Genomic DNA, 14,803 nt, shown 5'->3' with positions numbered 1-14,803 from the left:
ACTCTCCATTTTTATTGATTGTTCTATCCACTGTAACAGGTGTCAGACTTCTATGTTTTCGGGATTATCCATAAATACAACAGTCGGGGTGTGTAGTCGCAGTTCCACACCACATATATTATTGATACAGCCAGTATTAACGGCTGAAAATGATGTCAAACAGGCCTTGTCCACAGAGGGATTCAGGGTATCAAGTGTAAATTCTGTTAAACAATCAAAGGGCATTATCGCTGATGATAATGTCAATTTGATCCTGCTCGATATGGATGCCATGACCGAGCTCGGGCCGCGTATTCTGCGTGAATTTAATGGTCTCGATTGTGTCATCATTGTCAATGAACATCAGGCAGCCATTGCTGCTGAGGCCATGTGTGCCGGAGCTATCGACTATATAGTCAAACCCTTCTGCCCCCAGCAATTGCTCGATGCTGTCCGTGGTGCTTTACGCCTTCGTCAGGCAATCCCCAATCTTATCGCCGTTTCTCCCATGAGCCTGCAGGTGTTGCAACTGGCCCGACGAGCAGCCAAAACCTCTGCCACCATTCTGATTGGTGGTGAGTCAGGAACCGGTAAAGAGCGGTTAGCCCGTTATATTCACGAAATGTCTGCCAGAGCGGAAAAACCATTTTTGGCGATTAATTGTGCAGCCATTCCTGAGGCAATGCTTGAGTCAATTCTTTTTGGCCACAATAAAGGTGCATTTACCGGTGCTGTTTCTGCCCAGCCCGGCAAATTTGAGTTGGCACAGGGCGGAACCTTGTTGCTGGATGAAATATCAGAGCTCCCTTTGAACTTGCAGGCAAAATTATTACGGGTGCTGCAAGAAAAAGAAGTTGAGCGACTTGGCAGCAATCAAACGATTGCTCTTGATGTTCGAATCATTGCCGCCAGCAATAAAGATCTGCGCAAACTGGTTGCCGATGGACTGTTTCGTGAAGACCTTTTCTATCGTCTGGATGTATTGCCGATGAATTGGCCCGCATTGCGGGAGCGCCCTGACGATATTATTCCGCTGGCCAACTACTTTATTGAACGTTATGCATCCCAGCGGGGCTATCGCCTGAGTGAACGTGCCTGTCAGCTATTGCTGTCATATGAATGGCCAGGAAATGTACGAGAGCTGGATAATGTCATTCAACGGTCATTAATTATGGCGCGTGGTTTGCATATTCAAGCGGTCGATCTGATGCTGCCACACTGTGCGGCAGAGCCAGAAATGGTTGAATCAGGGGGGTGGCATGTTCCGGAGGGTTTGAGTGAAACCCGGCGGCATGCCGAGTTCCAATTTGTATTAGAGACCTTGCGCCGCTTTCGTGGCCATCGTACCCGCACAGCCGATGCACTGGGCATGACAACCCGGGCATTGCGCTACAAGCTTGCGGCGATGCGTGAGCAAGGCATTGATATTGAACAGCAGATTCAAGCAGAGGGATAAAGAGTGAAGATTCAGATGATGTCATCACAAGTGACACTACTGCAGCAGATGCAGGAGATGCAGCGTGTCGCAAGCCAGACCCCTTCTATCGAATCCAATGATCTGTCGGGAGCATCATTTACCGATGCCATGCGGGATGTGGTCGGGCGCGTCAATGAACAGCAGAATGTCGCGTCAAAATTAATGGCATCGGTCGATGCCGGGCAGAGCGATGATCTGGTGGGCGCCATGGTGGCGAGTCAAAAAGCCGGCTTGAGTTTTTCAGCCTTGATGCAGGTTCGCAACAAGCTGATGACCGGTTTTGATGACATTATGCGCATGCCGCTCTGAGGTAACAGATGACTGAACTGGTAACGTCTCCTCAGGGGGCAGCCCCTGATTCGCTCAAAATCAGGCTACAAGAGGGATTACGCAACTGGCGTACCCTCTCCCGTGACAACAAATCGATCCTGACCATTGCTCTGCTGGCTGCCATTGTGGCCGGTACCATAGTCGTTATCCTGTGGACCTCCAGCAAAAACTATGTGCCCCTGTATGGCAAACAGGAGCTATACGATACCGCCAACATCATGGAGATGCTGGAGAAAGAGCAGGTGCCTTTCCGTCTGGAAAAGAGTACTGGTCAGGTACTGGTTCCTGAAAACCAGCTTGCTCATGTCCGGATGGCGCTTGCTGCACGAGGGGTGCGTGCAGCCATGCCGTCTGGCTTGGAAGGGCTGGACAACGTAACCGGATTGGGTACCAGCGAATTCATGGAAGGGGCGCGTTATCGTCATGCCCTGGAAGGGGAGCTGGCCCGCACCATCATAGCCCTCGATGCCGTACGCAGTGCCCGTGTTCATCTTGCTATTCCGAAGCGCACGTTGTTCGTGGGGCGCGATGAGGAGAAACCCAGCGCGTCGGTAATGCTCGATATGCAACCGGGCCAATCCATCGAAGCGGGTCAGGTCGAGGCGATTGCCAATCTGGTGGCGGGCAGTATTTCCGGAATGAAACCTGGTGCCGTGACCGTGGTGGACCAATCTGGCCAGCTGCTCAGCGCAGAGCTGGGGGACAAGGTCGGTTTTGGCAAGCAGAGCGTTCAACAGATGGAGTATGTCCGCAAGCTGGAACAATACATCCGTCAGCGTGCCAACGACATGCTCTATCCAATGTTGGGCAGCACCAATTTCAAGGTACAGATTGCGGCAGACGTTAACTTTAACGCTGTCGAAGAGACCCAGCAGCAGCTCGATCCGCAAGGGGTGGTGACTCGCGAGTCGAACAAGTCAGACAAGACCATCGATGCGCTGGCGATGGGGATCCCGGGGGCGTTATCAAACCGCCCGCCTGAAACCGCGGCAAAGGATGAAAAGGCTGGTGCTGACAAAGACAATGCAAATGCCAATACAGCTACACAACAGAATGACACTCGTACCGAGCGTCAGGAAGTCAGCAAGCAGTACGAAAACAGTCGCACCATAGTGCACACACGTTACCAGCAGGGACGTCTGGAACGAATTAACGTATCCATTCTGCTTAACCAGCAGATTGCTCCGAAAGGTGGCTGGAGTACCGAGCAACTGGAACAGATCCGTCAAATGGTAGAGCGTGCTGTCGGTTTCGATGAGTCACGTGGCGATCAGATTAGTCTGCAGGCCTTCGATTTCAATGGTGCAGTACAAGTAGCCGCTCCCGAATCCAGCTGGTGGGAGACCCCTTACTGGCAAGACTCCTTGCGTTATCTGGTCGGTGGTTTGCTTGGCCTGACGCTGGTCTTCTTCGGTATTCGTCCGTTGGTGAAACATCTGGTTCGTACCCAGCAACAGCCTGATATGGAAATGGGTGAGACTGAGGAGGAGCTGGAGCCCACAGTCGGATTGTCCATGCGCAGGGATGACGATGATCCCCAGCTGACGTCTGCTCTTTCAAATAGTCTGATCCGTACTGACAACAAGATGGAGCCCCAGTTCTCATCACTCGATATGGAGTCGTTGCCGGAACCGGGATCCGAGCTGGAGGTTCAGCTCAAGCATTTGCAGTTGCTGGTTGAAAAAGATACCGCCCGGGTGGCGGAGGTTGTCAGATCATGGGTGAGTGGCAATGAACAGCGTTAACTTGAATCAGAGTGCCGTTGATATCGATATCGACAACCTTGAGAAGGCCGCCATCTTGTTGCTGAGCATGGGGACCGAATCTGCGGCCAAGGTGATGCAAAAGCTCTCCCGCGACGAGGTGCAGCGTTTGATTTCCAAGATGGCCTCTCTCTCTGGCGTCAGTTCGATGGAGGCAAAGTGGACGTTGCAGCAGTTCTTCAATCACTACCGTGAGCAGAGCGGAATTGGCAGCGCTTCACGGGAGTATCTGGAACAGACGCTCGATCTTGCTCTGGGGCAACGACTCTCCCGTAGTCTGCTCGACAGTCTGTACGGCGATGTGATGAGCCAGGATATCCAGCGTCTGCAGTGGGTACCTGCCGATGTGCTTGCCCGTTTCTTCCGCAACGAGCATCCCCAGATGCAGGCTGTGCTGCTGGCCTTCCTGCCGCCCCAGACTGCGTCCGCCGTGCTTGATGCCTTGCCCGGCTCGGTGCATGACGATTTGCTGGTGCGCGTCGCCAGTCTCAGCAGTGTCAGTGAACATGTGCTGGGCGAACTCAGGCTGACACTGGATCGCTGTCTCACCTACGTGGCGGATCAATCCGGTGCCAAGGTAAACGGGGTGCGGCAGGTAGCCGATATTCTCAACCGTTATCAGGGTGACAAGGAGCAGATGCTCTCCCTGTTGCGCGAACACGACGGTGACATGGCGCTGGAGATCGAGAAGAACATGTTCGATTTCATGGCGTTGCGCCGTCAGAGCGACGACACCTTGCAACGTTTGGTACAGGAGCTGCCCAGCGAATTGCTGGCATTGGCTCTCAAGAACACCGAAACCAGCTTCCGCAAGGTGGTGTTGGGTGCCATGCCGAAGCGGATGGCTCAGGCGCTGGACGATCAGATCCAGAACCAGGGCAGTGTCTCTTTGCGCAAGGTCGAGCAGGCAAGGGAAGAGGTCATGCAACTGGTCCGCGAGTTGGTGGAGCAGGGCGAGATCGAGTTCCAGCTGTTCGAAGAGCCCACCGTCAGTTAAAAGGAGGCATTCATGAGTCACAATGTGCGCAAATTGATGCCTGGGGCGACCCGTCTGTATCGTTTCCCTGCGCTCGGTCAGAGTGGGGAAGAGGCCCGGAGCCAGCAAGAACAGTTTGAATTCGGCTATCAGCAGGGGCTGGAGCAAGGTCATGACGAAGGTTATCAAGCCGGCTATCAGCAAGGGCTGACCAGCGGCCTGCAGGAAGGCGAGAGCACCGGTTTGCAACAAGGGCAAACCCGGGGGTTTGCTCAGGGCCTTTCGGAGGGGCGAGCCGCCTTCGAACAGGCAATGGTGCCGTTTGCCAAGCTGCAAGAGCAGTGGGAGTCACTGAGCCGGGCCCGGATGGCCGAGCAGAAAGAGCTGATTGCCCAGCTGGTGGCGCAGGTGGCCAAGCGGGTCATCATGGCGGAGTTTACCCTCAATCCGCAGCAGGTGATGAATCAGGTCGAGCAGGCGTTGGCTACCTTGCCGAGTGAGTCGGAAGAGCTTGTGATCTACCTCAACGAGGGAGACCGACAGCGACTCGCCGAGCAGGGGGTGACTCGCTGCGAAGGGTGGCCATTGCAAGTCGATGCAGCGCTCGGGGTAGGCGATGCCCGTATCGAGACCCGCGCTGCCGTCGTCGAGGTAAGCACCAGCTCTCGCCTGGCAACCTGTATCGAACAGCTCAACAGCTCGCTGGAAGTGCCGCAAGATGCATGAAGCCTTGCAGCAGGCTCTGACCAGTGCGCTGGACAATCTGGATGAACTGCCCGCGTTTCGTCGTTTTGGCCGGTTGGTGCGAGTGACCGGTTTGACTCTCGAGGTAGTCGGCTGCCAACTGGTGATGGGGCAGCGTTGTCGTGTCAGCACGGCAAGTGGTGCACCGCTATTGGCCGAGGTGGTCGGTTTTAACCGGGATATCTCTTACCTGATGCCGCTGCAGCCGATGAGTGGCCTCTTCGCGGGGGCTCAGGTCGAACCGATCGATGGAGAAGAAACTGTTCGGCTTGGTAGTCATCTGCTGGGGCGGGTACTCGATGGACTGCTGCAGCCCCTCGACGGGCAGCCGTTACCCGATGTTGGTGACAGTGTCCCCCTGTTTGCTCTTCCCCCCAATCCACTATTGCGAACCCCGGTACGTGAACCGCTGGATGTCGGTATCCGCGCCATCAATGGCCTGCTGACTGTTGGCAAAGGCCAGCGCTTGGGGCTGTTCGCCGGCTCGGGGGTCGGCAAGAGTATGTTGCTGGGCATGATGACCCGCAATACCGCAGCCCAGATTGTGGTGGTGGGACTGATTGGTGAGCGGGGCCGTGAAGTGCGCGAATTCATCGAACACAGTCTGGGGGCCGATGGTCTGGCTCGCGCCGTGGTCATCGCGGCGCCAGCAGATCAATCTCCCCTGATGCGGTTGCGAGCGGCCCAGCTATGCCACCGGATTGCCGAGTATTTCCGTGAGCAGGGGCAGGATGTGCTGCTGCTGATGGATTCACTGACCCGCTATGCCCAGGCGCAGCGGGAAATCGCGCTGGCCATCGGTGAACCTCCTGCCACCAGGGGGTATCCACCCTCGGTATTCAGCATGCTGACCCAGCTGGTGGAGCGAGCCGGTAACGGCACGCATCCGGATGGCAGTTTGAGTGCGTTCTACACAGTGCTGGCGGAAGGGGATGACCAGCAGGATCCGGTGGTCGATGCGGCGCGCGCCATTCTCGATGGTCATATCGTGCTAACCCGCCGTCTTGCAGAAGAGGGCCACTATCCTGCCATCGATATCGGTGCCTCGGTCAGTCGGGTTATGCCACAAGTCGTGCCTGCCGAATGGCAAAAGCTGGCGGTTACCTTGCGCCAGCTGTGGGGACGCTATCAGCAGGTGCGTGAGCTGCTGCCACTGGGTGGTTATCAACCCGGGGCCGATCCGCAGATGGATGAGGCTGTTCAGCGTTATCCGGGGATTGCCGCATTCTTGCAGCAAGGCTTGCATGAAGAAATGTCCTTTGAACAGGTGGTGGTTGGTCTCAAGCAGGTGCTGGGGCAGGGATAAGGATTCGTTATGCTGAAGTCTTATCTGGGGTTGCAACAGGAAGAGCTGGAAAATCTTGGCGCCGAGCGTCAGCGTTTGCGGGAGCAGGCGTTGCGGGAAGAGCAGCGAGCACACAAATTGCAGGAAGTGATCTCCTCGCTGCGACCCGGTTCCGACAAGTTTCACCCTTTGCTATGGCAAAACAAGCAACAAATGGATGGCCAGTTGCGCCGTTTGCTCTCCCATCAGGTGCAGCAATCGGCGCTGGCCAGACTGGATCTGGAGCGCCACGAAGGGGAACTTGTCCGGCAGTTCGGGCGGGTCAAGGGGCTGGAGCTATTGCTGGCACGGCGTGATGATGTTGCTCGCCAGCAGCAGGAGAGGCGGGATCAACTGCAGTTGGATGAGCTGGCGAGTTTGCGTCACCTGACCCGCAAAGAGTAAGACGGAAGGTTAATCCGTAATGCTGTCCGGGTCGCGATAACCTGACTCTTGTCCCAACAGTGAATGAATCGTCTCCATCTGGCCTGCCAGCAGGCGGCCATTGAGATCATTCTGGCGCAGACACTGGTGCAGCAGCTGTTCAAGCTGTTGCCATTGATTGGCTACCGTGGTGCGCAGGGGAAGTGGCAGCTTGGCTATCAGGGTGGCCATTCCCTTCTCATCGGGTTTGAGGCCCAATGTCTGCAGCTGCTGGCAGCGTAACTTTGCCTGTTGTGTCACCTTGGCCATCAGCGCTGTCTGCTGCTCGTTATGGACTTGCAGGCCATCGACATCATGGCTTGCCAGCAGTGCATGCTGGCGCAGCAACAGGGCGGTGAGTTCGGTATAGTGGCCGTAATCCTGCTGGATCCCGAGGATCAATGCCTTGACGGTGGCCTTGGTATCCACGCTCATCGGCGATGCATATCCAGAATGGCCTGACCCAGCGCATCCAGATCGATCTCCAGCTTGCCTTCACTGATGGCTTTGCGGATCTCGTTGACCTTGTCCATGTCGACGTCGGATGTGGTGGCCAGCTGGCTGCGGGCGCTGGCTACTGACTGTGCTGTGCTGCTGATCCGTGCTTCGGATGACTGTGCAGGTCTGGTTTCCGGCTTGGTCGTGACATCCGGTTTGCGGCCAGGCTGGTTTTGAATATAGAGCGAGTCAGTACGGGTAATTTTCATAACATAAATTCCTGATGGTCTGTTTATGACAAGCGACCCAAGGCTTGTCGAACTTGAATCAAATTGCGATCTTGGTTCAAAAACGGGTTTCAACTTCCCCTATATCAGTCACCCATGCCTGTATCTGCTTGCCAGAGCTAAGATTTTTCACTCTGAGCCCGTCGCCTATTGCGCCATTTTCGAGGGCTTCCCCTCTGGTTGTGGCGGAGAACTCACCTTTCCCTGCGCGGATCAGTACCCCTTCCCCCTGTTTGACCACCCAACGCTTTTGTAAGTCCAGCTCACCGATGAGCTGCCCGCTTCTCAGACGCCGGTTGCTTTTATGGCCCAGCAGGGAGTGATTGCTCGGGGTGAACCCGCGCTGTATGCGGCTGACATCCAACTCTTTCTCCACCAGATCGCTGGCGCTGATGGCCTGACCTTTTGCGATATCCCGTGCAGCAACCCAGACCGGCAACAGTAGCGAGACCTCTACCCGCCCGCGCACTTGCCAGGCGGGATCTGTGCATTCGATGAGATAGGGGCGTCGTCCCCAGGGTTGCCGATACTGGCCACCTGCTTGTAACGAGAGTGAGTGTGAGGGGCAGGGAGGAAGGTGCTCGGCGGAAGGGGCAAGCCAGACTCGAAACTCTCCTGAAGTTGCAGGCCATCCCTGCTGGGTGATGTAGTCATCAAGACTCTGGCGGGCATCTTGTTCAAGCAACTGTTCAAGCATGGCGCTTTGCGCCTGTGGGGCACCGTGCGCGAATGCGCTCAGCAGTAGCCAGAGGATGCCGCTCCATTTCCACACGGGAAGTCGCACTTCCTCATTTCTCATCTGCTTGCGGCGGATGGTGCATGGTAACCGCTTGAAACTAGGTATCTTCATGGTTGGCATGAGTCTTGATAAGGGTAACCCCGGTCTGAGTGAACGATAAAGGATGAAGCATGAGTATCTCATTTGACAGCGCCCTCGGCGTACACCCTTATGCCCTCGATGTCAGGGCGGAGCGGGCGCGTATTCTGGCGGGAAATCTGGCCAACGTGGATACACCGGGCTATCTGGCTCGGGATGTCGATTATAAGACGATTCTGGGCCGTGTCGCGCAGCAAGTTGCTGCGGGCGAGGAGAGTCAGGCCATCAGCCAGGGCGCCATGCGTGACGATATGCGTCACCCCCTCTATCGCATTCCTTATCAGGTCTCCATGGATGGCAATACCGCCGAATTGGGGGTTGAGCAGGGCAAATTTGCCAACAACGCCACCGATTTTCAGACCAGTCTCACTTTCCTCAATATGAAGATTACCGGGATCGCCAAGGCGATCGAGGGCCGTTAACCATGTCGTTCAACAAGATTTATGACATCGCCGGCAGTGCCATGCGCGCCCAGACCGTGCGGCTGGATACCGTTGCCTCCAACCTGGCCAACGTGGATAGCGCGGCCGCCAGTGAAGACGCCGCGTTTCGTGCCATCAAGCCGGTTTTTTCCACTCTCTATCAGAAGATTCAGGATGCCGATGGCCTCGGAGCTGCGTCGGTGCAAGTGGCGGGTATCGTACAGTCCGACCGTCAGGTCGAGAAACGGCTGGAGCCGACTAACCCGATGGCCGATCAGGATGGCTTTGTTTACTACTCCAACGTCAACGTGGTGGAAGAGATGGCCGACATGATGAGCGCCTCTCGCGGTTTTGAAACCTCGGTGGAGGTGATCAACCGGATCAACAGTATGCAGCAAGGTTTGTTGCGTCTTGGTCAGGGAGCCTAAGCCATGAGTCTGCCACAGATAAGCAGTCTGGATACGGCGCGTGGTACGGGTCAGGCTGTTGCTGACCCCAAGATCGCCAGCAATGGCGCCGGTGCTGCTCAGGAAACGCAAGCCAACCAGAATAGCGGGATGCAACTGCGTAACGAATTCCTGCAGATGATGGTGGCACAGATCCAGAACCAAGATCCCACCAACCCGCTTGATGGGGCCCAATATGTCACCCAGCTGGCCCAGTTCAGCATGGTGGAAGGGGTCGAGAGCCTGAAGCTTCTGCAGCAGAAGTCCATCAACATGATGGATACACAGCAGGTACTGCAGAGCACGGATCTGATCGACAAAGAGGTGATGGTACCCAGTAAGACCCTCACCAAGAGTGATGAAAAAGCTATTCGCGGGCAGGTCGAGCTGGCGGGGGCCGCCGATCAGGTCGAGCTTAAGGTGTATGACGAACACGGCACTTTGGTGGCGACCAAGAGCTGGGGTGAAAGCAAGGCTGGTGGTCTGGATTATGAACTGCCGGAGCTGCCTGCCGGGGAGTACAGCTTCGAGGTCAAGGCGTCACTCAACGGGGTTGCCACCACATCCAAAAATTATGTTGCCAGCAAGGTGGAACGCGTCACTTTGCCCGGTACGGGTGAAATCATGCTGCAGGTTGCCGGTGTGGGCGATGTCCCGCTGTTCAGTGCAATCCAGTTCGGTAAATCGGCGTAATCAGAGAGGAGCGACACTGTGTCTTTCAGTATCGGATTGAGCGGCCTGCGCGCCGTGAACCAGGAATTAAGTGTAATCAGTAACAACGTGGCCAATGCCAGTACCGCTGGCTTCAAATCCAGCCGTGCCGAGTTTGCCGCCATTTATGGCGGTGGTCAGGCCGGCGGTGTCGAGATGAACAACGTCTCTCAGAACTTTGATCGCAACGGCGATGTGATGCGGACCGGGCGTGGGCTCGATCTGGCGATTTCTGGCAGTGGCTTTTTTGTGCTGAAAGATGGCAGCGGACAGACCTCTTATACCAGAGCCGGTATGTTCCAGCGGGATCCGAATAATTATCTGACAACAGCCAATGGCAACCGACTGCAGGGTTATACCACCAATGACGCTGGTGAGCTGCAATCCGGCGTGATCGGTGACATTCAGGTAAAAGCTGGCAGCCTGCCTGCCAAGGCATCCGACAAGCTGGAGTTCGTTGCCAACCTGAAGGCGGATGCCAGTGTGATTGATACCAAACCTCCTTACAATTTTGATCCTAAGAAATCGGAAACTTTTAGTTATTCACAGTCTAGTAAGGTCTATGACTCGCTCGGGGTTGAGCACACCGTCACCCAGTATTTTGTCAAAACGGCACCCAATGAGTGGGCCGTGCATTACACATTCAATGGCACTGATATCACCCCTGCTGGCGGGGCCAAGATGAAATTCACCGCTGATGGCAAGCTGGATACGGGGGCTTCGACCATTCCAGCCAATTTGGCGCTGGCACCCGCGGGCGCCTCTCCAATTGCCCTGCAACTGGATATGAGCCGAGTCAGTCAGTACGCCTCCGATTTCAATGCCACTCGCAACCAGTCCAACGGTTACACCGCTGGCGATTTGACCGGTATACGGGTTGATGCCGATGGTGGTGTCTATGCCACCTTTACCAACGGTCAGAGCCTGAAGCAGGGTCAGGTGGTCATGGCAAACTTCGCCAACCCCAATGGTCTGCTGCAGACCAACAACACCACCTGGCAGCAATCTTTCAGTTCTGGTCAGCCTGTACTGGGGGCGCCGGGAACCGGCACCATGGGTCAGTTGACTGCCGGGGCCTACGAGAGCTCCAACGTGGATCTGACCGGTGAACTGGTTAGCCTGATGACTTCCCAGCGTAACTATCAGGCCAACGCCAAGACCATCAGTTCCGCTGACAAGATGACCCAGGTTCTGTTCAACTCCTTCTAAGGGTAACCCGTGGAAAAGCTTATCTACACCGCCATGTCCGGGGCACAACATACCCTGATGGCCCAGCAAATCCGGGCCAATAACCTGGCTAACGTCAACACCGCCGGTTTTCGGGCTGACTTTGAGCGGGTTTCGGCTTATGCCCTGACGGGCGATGGTTACCAGAGCCGAGTGATGGCCAGAGAAGAGATGGCCGGGACCAACTTCAAAGCTGGCCCTCTGATGCAGACCGGTCGCAAGCTGGATGTAGCGATTCGTGGCGAGGGTTTTCTGGCGGTGCAGACGCCTGATGGCAAAGAGGCTTATACCCGCGCTGGTAATCTGGAGGCCGATGCCGACGGGCTGTTGACCCTCAATGGTCGGCCGGTGCTGGGGGAGGGGGGCGAGCTGGTGCTGCCCGCTTATCGTGACATCAGTTTCGGCAAGGATGGCACCCTGAGCATCACTCCTCCGGGTGGTGGCTCCCGGCTCGATGTTGGCCGCCTGAAGCTGGTCAATCCTGATCCGGCTGAGCTGGTAAAAGGCCACGATGGCCTGTTCCGGATGCGCCAGGGGGGGGATGCCGAAAGTAGCGAGCAGGTGGTAATGGCATCCGGCTTTTTGGAAGGGGCCAACGTCAATGCCGTGGATGAATTGGTGAGCAGCATGTCATTGACCCGCAATTTCGAACTGCAGGTCAAGTTGATGAAAGCGGCGGATGATCAGGCTCGTCAAGGGGCCAAATTGATTTCCGGTCAGGGTTGATATTGACGATATCGGGGTGATGTCCGGTATCCGGCCACTCCTTTATGGATTGGGCTTGATGAACAAGGTGGAATAACAATGCACGCAGCATTATGGGTCAGTAAAACAGGTCTGTCGGCACAAGATGCCAAGATGTCCAGTATCTCCAACAACCTGGCTAACGTGAACACGGTCGGCTTCAAGCGTGATCGGGTAGCGTTTGAAGATCTCTTTTATCAGGTGCAGCGCCAGCCTGGTGCCCAGCAGGATCAGCAGAATCTGGCGCCTATCGGTATTCAGATGGGTAATGGTGTGCGGGTGGTGGGTACCCAAAAGGTCTTCACCTCCGGCCAATTCCAGAATACCAATCAGGAGCTGGATATGGCGGTGGTTGGTGCCGGTTTCTTCGGCGTCGAGCGCCCGGATGGCGAGACGGCCTATACCCGTAATGGTCAATGGCATCGCAATGCCGAGGGGCAGCTGGTTAACGCGGATGGTTTGCCCATGGTGCCGCAGATCCAGATCCCCGATAACGCCACCAAGATCTCCATTGGTACGGATGGTACCGTCAGTGCATCTTTGCCCGGTCAGCAAGAGAACGTCGAGCTGGGCCGTATCACCCTGACCAATTTCGCCAACCCGGCCGGTCTGGAAGCCCTCGGTGGCAACCTCTACCGTGCAACCGGCGCGTCCGGTGAGCCCATTGAAGGTGTACCGGGTGAAGAGGCGATGGGGGCCGTCAAGCAATTCACGCTGGAGAGCTCCAACGTGAACGTGGTCGAGGAGATGGTTGACATGATCACAACCCAGCGGGCTTACGAGATGAATGCCAAGGTGGTCTCTTCCGCCGACCAGATGCTCAAGTTTGTCACTCAGGCTCTGTAATGATGAAGTCGATGCTGCGTTATATCTGGTTGGTATTGCTGTTGGGCGGCTGTGCCACCTATGAGCTGCAGGCGCCCGAGCCAGGTGACGAGAAATGGGCGCCATCCCGTCCCAAGGTGACCGCGGCTGCGCAGAGCGAAGATGGTGGCCTCTATCGTGGCAACTACATGATGACCCTGTTTCAGGATCGGCGAGCTTACCGTGTTGGTGACATTCTCACCGTGGTGCTGGAAGAGCGTACCCAGTCGAGCAAGAAAGCCAATACCAGCATGAGCAAAAACAGCAGCATGAATGTGCCGGCCCCCTCTATTGGCGGTAAACTGCGCCCCGACTGGGGGGCAACCCTCAGTGCTGATCGGGATTTTGATGGCGGTGCGACCTCCAGCCAGCAAAATACCCTGGCAGGTTCCATAACCGTGACGGTCGCGGAAGTGATGCCCAACGGTGTGCTGGGGATCCGCGGTGAAAAGTGGATCCGCCTCAATCAGGGGGATGAATATATCCGCTTGGGCGGCATGGTTCGGGTTGAAGATATTGACCAGAGCAACCGTATCTCGTCCCAGCGCATTGCTGATGCCCGCATCACCTATGCCGGTCGTGGTGCCCTCGCCGACAGTAACCAGATGGGGTGGCTGGGCCGCTTCTTTAGCTCGGCGTTTGCGCCATTTTGAGGAATCACATGAACAGATGGTTTATCGCCCTGCTGTGTCTCTGCTTGCCCTTGTTTAGTCAGGCTGCCGCACCGGCCAAACGAGCCTTGCTGGATATTGCCGATGTACAGGGGCTGAGAACCAACCAGCTGGTGGGTTATGGTCTGGTGGTTGGTCTCTCCGGGACCGGTGACAAAAGCCAGGTCAAATTTACCGGCCAATCCATGGCCAACATGCTCAAGCAGTTTGGCGTGCAGTTACCGGACGATATCGATCCCAAGCTCAAGAACGTGGCAGCCGTTTCGGTTCAGGCCACGCTACCCGCCTTGGCTGGCAAGGGGCAGTTGCTCGATGTGACCGTGACTTCCATTGGTGATGCCAAGAGTCTGCGCGGTGGTTCTCTGCTGCTGACCCCCCTGCGTGGTATCGACGGTGAAGTCTATGCCGTGGCGCAGGGCAATCTGGTTGTCGCCGGTGTGAAAGCGGAAGGGCAATCGGGTTCATCGGTCACGATTAACGTGCCGACGGCCGGGATTATCCCTAACGGTGCCACCATCGAGCGAGAGGTGGTAAGCAATTTTGCCGAGAAGCCGGAAGTGACCCTCAATTTGCACCAACCCAACTTCAAGACAGCCCGCAATGTGGAGCGCGCCATCAACCATCAGCTGGGGCCGGTTGCCCGAGCGGTGAGTGCCGGGCGGGTTCAGGTTGCAGCCCCCAGGGACGAGAGCCAGCGCATCGCGTTTATGGCTTTGTTGGAAGATATCAAGGTGGATCCGGGTCAGGAACGGCCGAAAGTGGTCTTCAACAGCCGAACCGGTACTGTGGTGATGGGGCAGGGGGTCAAGGTTCACAAGGCTGCCGTCAGTCATGGCAGTCTGACGGTGACGATTGGCGAGAGTCAGACGGTCAGTCAGCCCAACGCCTTCTCCAACGGGCAGACCACGACGACCCCCAATTCCAAGATCCAGGTCGATCGGGAACGTAACAACATGTTTGTCTGGCCGGATGGCACTTCCTTGGAAGTGATCGTCAAGGCTGTCAACTCACTCGGTGCAACCCCTGATGATGTTATGGCCATCTTGCAAGCGCTTGATGAGGCTGGCGCCCTCGAAGGTGAGTTGGTGGTTATCTAAGGA

18 protein-coding genes are annotated in these 14,803 nt (G+C 56.2%); 15 read left to right on the top strand and 3 right to left on the bottom strand.

Annotated features, from left to right (window positions below; all coding sequences use genetic code 11):
- The first annotated feature begins 52 nt into the window (after positions 1-52).
- From lafK to lfiJ, 7 genes are read left to right on the top strand one after another with little or no spacing between them, the layout of a single operon-like run.
- A complete protein-coding gene (lafK, locus tag I6L34_RS08800) occupies positions 53-1,435 on the top strand; it encodes a lateral flagellar response regulator transcription factor LafK (RefSeq protein WP_050498460.1) in 1,383 nt (460 codons plus the stop codon).
- Between the two features lie 3 nt (positions 1,436-1,438).
- On the top strand, positions 1,439-1,765 hold the full coding sequence (lfiE, locus tag I6L34_RS08795) for a lateral flagellar hook-basal body complex protein LfiE (RefSeq protein ID WP_005336241.1): 327 nt from the start codon (positions 1,439-1,441) through the stop codon (positions 1,763-1,765).
- 17 nt (positions 1,766-1,782) lie between these two features.
- Complete coding sequence (gene fliFL / locus I6L34_RS08790; RefSeq protein WP_216956907.1) at positions 1,783-3,531, top strand: lateral flagellar M-ring protein FliFL; 1,749 nt, start codon at positions 1,783-1,785, stop codon at positions 3,529-3,531.
- Positions 3,518-4,546, top strand: coding sequence for a lateral flagellar motor switch protein FliGL (gene fliGL, locus I6L34_RS08785; RefSeq protein WP_005336238.1), 1,029 nt, complete (start codon positions 3,518-3,520; stop codon positions 4,544-4,546). Before fliFL ends, fliGL begins: the two co-directional genes overlap by 14 nt.
- A 12-nt stretch (positions 4,547-4,558) precedes the next feature.
- Positions 4,559-5,251 carry a FliH/SctL family protein gene (lfiH, locus tag I6L34_RS08780; protein WP_216956609.1) on the top strand — a complete coding sequence of 231 codons (693 nt, stop codon included), beginning with the start codon at positions 4,559-4,561 and terminating at the stop codon, positions 5,249-5,251.
- On the top strand, positions 5,244-6,575 hold the full coding sequence (gene lfiI / locus I6L34_RS08775; RefSeq protein ID WP_216956605.1) for a flagellar protein export ATPase FliI: 1,332 nt from the start codon (positions 5,244-5,246) through the stop codon (positions 6,573-6,575). The genes lfiH and lfiI overlap by 8 nt, the downstream gene beginning before the upstream one ends.
- Positions 6,576-6,584: 9 nt before the next feature.
- A complete protein-coding gene (gene lfiJ, locus I6L34_RS08770; RefSeq protein WP_179903012.1) occupies positions 6,585-6,998 on the top strand; it encodes a lateral flagellar protein LfiJ in 414 nt (137 codons plus the stop codon).
- Between the two features lie 9 nt (positions 6,999-7,007).
- Here lfiJ and I6L34_RS08765 read toward each other — a convergent pair whose 3' ends face one another.
- The 3 genes from I6L34_RS08765 to flgA form a co-directional block, all read right to left on the bottom strand.
- Positions 7,008-7,451 (bottom strand): flagellar protein FlgN, encoded by a 444-nt coding sequence (locus I6L34_RS08765; RefSeq protein WP_019444819.1) that lies wholly within the window; start codon positions 7,449-7,451, stop codon positions 7,008-7,010.
- Positions 7,448-7,723, bottom strand: a complete 276-nt coding sequence (flgM, locus tag I6L34_RS08760) for a flagellar biosynthesis anti-sigma factor FlgM (protein ID WP_019444818.1) — start codon at positions 7,721-7,723, stop codon at positions 7,448-7,450. The genes I6L34_RS08765 and flgM overlap by 4 nt, the downstream gene beginning before the upstream one ends.
- A 76-nt stretch (positions 7,724-7,799) precedes the next feature.
- Positions 7,800-8,600, bottom strand: coding sequence for a flagellar basal body P-ring formation chaperone FlgA (flgA, locus tag I6L34_RS08755; RefSeq protein ID WP_302054764.1), 801 nt, complete (start codon positions 8,598-8,600; stop codon positions 7,800-7,802).
- A 50-nt stretch (positions 8,601-8,650) separates the two neighbouring features.
- On the opposite strand from flgA, the gene lfgB reads away from it, so the two are divergent.
- From lfgB to fgIL, 8 genes are all read left to right on the top strand, one after another.
- Positions 8,651-9,040: a lateral flagellar basal body rod protein LfgB gene (gene lfgB, locus I6L34_RS08750; RefSeq protein WP_019444816.1), complete on the top strand. Its 390-nt coding sequence runs from the start codon at positions 8,651-8,653 to the stop codon at positions 9,038-9,040.
- Between the two features lie 2 nt (positions 9,041-9,042).
- Positions 9,043-9,468: a lateral flagellar basal body rod protein FlgCL gene (gene flgCL / locus I6L34_RS08745; protein WP_019444815.1), complete on the top strand. Its 426-nt coding sequence runs from the start codon at positions 9,043-9,045 to the stop codon at positions 9,466-9,468.
- Between the two features lie 3 nt (positions 9,469-9,471).
- The gene (locus I6L34_RS08740) at positions 9,472-10,179 is read left to right on the top strand and encodes a flagellar hook assembly protein FlgD (protein WP_107684341.1); all 708 of its coding nucleotides are present in this window, start codon (positions 9,472-9,474) and stop codon (positions 10,177-10,179) included.
- Between the two features lie 18 nt (positions 10,180-10,197).
- A complete protein-coding gene (flgEL, locus tag I6L34_RS08735; protein ID WP_107684340.1) occupies positions 10,198-11,406 on the top strand; it encodes a lateral flagellar hook protein FlgEL in 1,209 nt (402 codons plus the stop codon).
- Positions 11,407-11,415: 9 nt separating this feature from the next.
- The gene (lfgF, locus tag I6L34_RS08730; RefSeq protein ID WP_019444812.1) at positions 11,416-12,150 is read left to right on the top strand and encodes a lateral flagellar basal-body rod protein LfgF; all 735 of its coding nucleotides are present in this window, start codon (positions 11,416-11,418) and stop codon (positions 12,148-12,150) included.
- Between the two features lie 78 nt (positions 12,151-12,228).
- Positions 12,229-13,014: a lateral flagellar basal-body rod protein LfgG gene (gene lfgG / locus I6L34_RS08725; RefSeq protein ID WP_005336212.1), complete on the top strand. Its 786-nt coding sequence runs from the start codon at positions 12,229-12,231 to the stop codon at positions 13,012-13,014.
- Positions 13,014-13,685, top strand: a complete 672-nt coding sequence (gene flgH / locus I6L34_RS08720; protein ID WP_026034860.1) for a flagellar basal body L-ring protein FlgH — start codon at positions 13,014-13,016, stop codon at positions 13,683-13,685. Before lfgG ends, flgH begins: the two co-directional genes overlap by 1 nt.
- 8 nt (positions 13,686-13,693) lie before the next feature.
- Positions 13,694-14,800, top strand: a complete 1,107-nt coding sequence (fgIL, locus tag I6L34_RS08715) for a lateral flagellar basal body P-ring FlgIL (RefSeq protein WP_019444810.1) — start codon at positions 13,694-13,696, stop codon at positions 14,798-14,800.
- The last annotated feature ends 3 nt before the right edge of the window (positions 14,801-14,803 follow it).

Origin of the sequence: Aeromonas sp. FDAARGOS 1404 (assembly GCF_019047085.1) — a bacterium.
GTDB classification, from domain to species: domain Bacteria; phylum Pseudomonadota; class Gammaproteobacteria; order Enterobacterales; family Aeromonadaceae; genus Aeromonas; species Aeromonas veronii.
Note: the sequence above shows the minus strand (reverse complement) of the source record. Positions and strands in the feature narration are given on the sequence as shown.

Excerpts from the sequence above, each read along its gene's own strand:
- lafK (WP_050498460.1), top strand. The coding sequence starts at position 53 with ATGTTTTCGGGATTATCCATAAATACAACAGTCGGGGTGTGTAGTCGC.
- fliGL (WP_005336238.1), top strand. The coding sequence starts at position 3,518 with ATGAACAGCGTTAACTTGAATCAGAGTGCCGTTGATATCGATATCGAC.
- lfiH (WP_216956609.1), top strand. The coding sequence starts at position 4,559 with ATGAGTCACAATGTGCGCAAATTGATGCCTGGGGCGACCCGTCTGTAT.
- lfiI (WP_216956605.1), top strand. The coding sequence starts at position 5,244 with ATGCATGAAGCCTTGCAGCAGGCTCTGACCAGTGCGCTGGACAATCTG.
- lfiJ (WP_179903012.1), top strand. The coding sequence starts at position 6,585 with ATGCTGAAGTCTTATCTGGGGTTGCAACAGGAAGAGCTGGAAAATCTT.
- I6L34_RS08765 (WP_019444819.1), bottom strand. The coding sequence starts at position 7,451 with ATGAGCGTGGATACCAAGGCCACCGTCAAGGCATTGATCCTCGGGATC.
- flgM (WP_019444818.1), bottom strand. The coding sequence starts at position 7,723 with ATGAAAATTACCCGTACTGACTCGCTCTATATTCAAAACCAGCCTGGC.
- flgA (WP_302054764.1), bottom strand. The coding sequence starts at position 8,600 with ATGCCAACCATGAAGATACCTAGTTTCAAGCGGTTACCATGCACCATC.
- lfgB (WP_019444816.1), top strand. The coding sequence starts at position 8,651 with ATGAGTATCTCATTTGACAGCGCCCTCGGCGTACACCCTTATGCCCTC.
- flgCL (WP_019444815.1), top strand. The coding sequence starts at position 9,043 with ATGTCGTTCAACAAGATTTATGACATCGCCGGCAGTGCCATGCGCGCC.
- I6L34_RS08740 (WP_107684341.1), top strand. The coding sequence starts at position 9,472 with ATGAGTCTGCCACAGATAAGCAGTCTGGATACGGCGCGTGGTACGGGT.
- lfgG (WP_005336212.1), top strand. The coding sequence starts at position 12,229 with ATGCACGCAGCATTATGGGTCAGTAAAACAGGTCTGTCGGCACAAGAT.
- flgH (WP_026034860.1), top strand. The coding sequence starts at position 13,014 with ATGATGAAGTCGATGCTGCGTTATATCTGGTTGGTATTGCTGTTGGGC.
- fgIL (WP_019444810.1), top strand. The coding sequence starts at position 13,694 with ATGAACAGATGGTTTATCGCCCTGCTGTGTCTCTGCTTGCCCTTGTTT.